Source organism: Geobacillus sp. (assembly GCF_017515625.1).
In the GTDB taxonomy this organism is placed as follows: domain Bacteria; phylum Bacillota; class Bacilli; order Bacillales; family Anoxybacillaceae; genus Geobacillus; species Geobacillus stearothermophilus.
On record NZ_JAFWFM010000137.1, the window covers coordinates 1 to 3,037 of the forward strand.

General features: G+C 51.3%; 3 protein-coding genes. All 3 read right to left on the bottom strand.

The annotated features are described in order from the left end of the window. Positions 1 to 390: 390 nt before the first annotated feature. Positions 391 to 1,869 carry a stage IV sporulation protein A gene (gene spoIVA / locus IKE44_RS08430; protein ID WP_033013994.1) on the bottom strand — a complete coding sequence of 493 codons (1,479 nt, stop codon included), beginning with the start codon at positions 1,867 to 1,869 and terminating at the stop codon, positions 391 to 393. Positions 1,870 to 2,030: 161 nt separating this feature from the next. Further along, the gene (locus tag IKE44_RS08435; protein WP_049626184.1) at positions 2,031 to 2,753 is read right to left on the bottom strand and encodes a hypothetical protein; all 723 of its coding nucleotides are present in this window, start codon (positions 2,751 to 2,753) and stop codon (positions 2,031 to 2,033) included. 18 nt (positions 2,754 to 2,771) lie between these two features. Next, entirely contained in the window at positions 2,772 to 2,975 is a 204-nt protein-coding gene (locus IKE44_RS08440) for a DUF2768 domain-containing protein (protein ID WP_049624816.1), read from the bottom strand. Between the last annotated feature and the right edge of the window lie 62 nt (positions 2,976 to 3,037).

Genomic DNA, 3,037 nt, shown 5'->3' on the forward strand with positions numbered 1-3,037 from the left:
AGACTGACAGAACATGCGCCCGTGCCGCCGATGGAAGCGTCCCCTTGACCGTTCAGCGCCGCCCGCCGCTTTTAGGCGGAACTGCCTTGATTCCGCCAAGATGCAGTGACATGCCTAATCTTAACCAATTTATCGCGATAATTCAACATTTTTTTCGCCAAAGCGGCCAATTTTAGGCATATTTCACCAAAACAACGATTTCAGATAAAAGATTACCATAACGCCATGCGCATAATCAAGTGCCAATCCTTATTTCTCAAGGGTTTCAACGATTTTTCCCCCGTGAAAGATCCATGATTCAAAAAAAACAAAAAAAAGCCCCCGACCGGGGGAGCAAATCTCGACGCCTCCGCTTTTCTTATTGTCTAGCTCCGGCTCGCCGCCGCTTTTCTATAAAATAATCGCGATGAGGCCGCCGGAGCCTTCGTTGATGATGCGTTCAAGCGTTTCTTTCAGCTTGTAGCGGGCGTTTTCCGGCATGAGCGCGAGTTTCGCCTGAATGCCTTCGCGGACGATCGAGCTGAGCGAACGGCCGAAAATGTCGGAGTTCCAAATCGACAGCGGATCGTCTTCAAAATCTTGCATCAAATAGCGGACAAGCTCTTCGCTCTGTTTTTCCGTTCCAATAATGGGAGAAAATTCGGATTCGACGTCGACTTTGATCATATGGATTGATGGAGCCACCGCCTTGAGGCGGACGCCAAAGCGCGACCCTTGGCGGATGATTTCCGGTTCGTCAAGACTCATGTCAGACAAAGCGGGCGCAGCGATGCCGTAGCCGGTTTGTTTGACCATTTTCAGCGCGTCGGCGATTTGGTCATATTCCGCTTTCGCATGGGCGAAGTCTTGCATGAGCTGAAGCAGATGGTCTTTGCCGCGAATCTCGACGCCGACGATTTCTTTTAAAATTTGATCGTACAACTCATCCGGTGCATACAAGTCAATTTCGGCGATCCCTTGCCCCATTTCGATGCCGGCAAGCGCCGCTTTTTCGATGAAATCGTACTCGGCAAACTGCTGCACAACCTGGTCGACGTCGCGCAGCCGTTTGATGTCTTTGACGGTGTCGCGCACCGCTTCTTGATAGCTTTCGCGCAGCCAATGATCTTCGCGCAGCACCATCACCCAGCTCGGCAAGTTGACGTTCACTTCAAGCACCGGGAATTCATATAATGCTTCACGAAGCACGTTATACACGTCGGCTTCGCGCATGCTTTCCACACTCATGGCGAGCACCGGAATGTCGTACTTTTCGGCGAGTTCGCGGCGAAGCGCCTCGGTTTCCGGATGGTGCGGCCGAACGGTGTTGACGATCATAATGAACGGCTTTCCGACTTCTTTGAGCTCGCTAATGACCCGTTCTTCCGCTTCTACATAGGCTTGGCGCGGAATTTCCCCGATCGTGCCGTCCGTTGTGATGACGACCCCGATCGTCGAATGTTCTTGGATGACTTTTCTTGTCCCGATTTCCGCCGCCTCTTGGAACGGGATCGGCTCTTCATACCAAGGCGTGTGGATCATCCGCGGCCCGTTTTCGTCTTCGTACCCTTTCGCGCCGGAAACAGCATAGCCGACGCAGTCGACAAGACGGATGTTGACTTCAAGCCCCTCGTCGACTTTCACCGTCACCGCCTGGTTGGGCACGAACTTTGGCTCCGTCGTCATGATCGTTTTGCCCGCGGCGCTTTGCGGCAGTTCGTCCTGGGCGCGCGCCTTGTCGGCTTCGTTTTGAATGTTCGGAATGACGACAAGCTCCATAAACCGCTTAATAAACGTCGATTTCCCGGTGCGGACAGCACCGACGACCCCTAAGTAAATGTCGCCGCCGGTCCGCTCGGCGATATCTTTAAAAATATCGACCTTTTCCAAATGACTCCCCTCCAGTCTTTCGGTCGTTATAAGAAACATTGGAATGAGCTAGCATAGTCGGACACTATATGCATATGATGTTGTCCGATTCGGTTATGACTAAAAGCCATAAATAAAAATCCCTTCTCTAGAATGTATTTTTCCAGAGAAGGGATGATGACTCATTTCGTGAAAAAAATCGGCTCGTTCGTCTTGGCGTCGATCGTGTACGGAAGGGAGTACGCCGGCACGAACAGCGAATGGTCGGTCAAAATCGGGCGAATATCGTCACCCGGCTTGTAGTGATGCGGATATTTTTTCAACGCCGCATACAAATCAGAACGGTAGTCAATGTAAATTTCTCCATTCCCGTCGATGACAAACGGCAAGTTGTTGCCGGAAAACGGGCTGACGACATAAGGCGGCTCTTTATAGCCGAGCTTTTTGTAATCGAGCGTAAATACGCCCGGTGCGACGACATCTTGAAATGGCGGATAACCGTGCCGATCCGTATACATCGAAAGCCGCAGCTTCAAATCGCGGATGCGCTCAGCCAGACGCAGGTCAAGAAGCTTGACCGTCGGGTTCGTTTCCGCATCGATGATCATATACTGGAAAACACCCCCGCTTTCATAGGCGTTTCCCGGCGGTTCCTGCATGTAGCGGGGAACGAGCTTTTGAAAGTCAACCGGATATTTTAAATACATCGGTGTTTTCATGTCGCGCGTCTTGATCGGCAGCAATCCGCCGGTCGCCTTCCGGTATTCGTCAACCGCCGATTGGACGGCCGCCACTTGGTCTTTGTATGGAATTTGGTTTTGCTTAAGCCGCTCTTGCGAATACAAGCAGCCGGAAAGCGGCACGAGAAACAAACAGGCTAAAAGAAAGCGAGCAATCCATTTCATAGTTCCTCCATCCTTTGCCTATTGCTGCGTCGGTCCGCTGAACACGACAAAAATAATGATGATGCCAGCGAGAATCAACAGGACGTAAGCGATAACCGCCAGCAAAAAGCGAAGCCAGCGAATCTTGAGCTTGTAGCGGCTCAAATAAATGAAACCGACGGAAATAAACATGAACACCATTGAGGCGATGGCGATCCACATTTTCGCTAAAGCCGGTGACATACGTGTTCCTCCCTCTAGAAATGTTGATTTATCAAGGCTTTTCGGCCCCTCAGGGGTGTCCA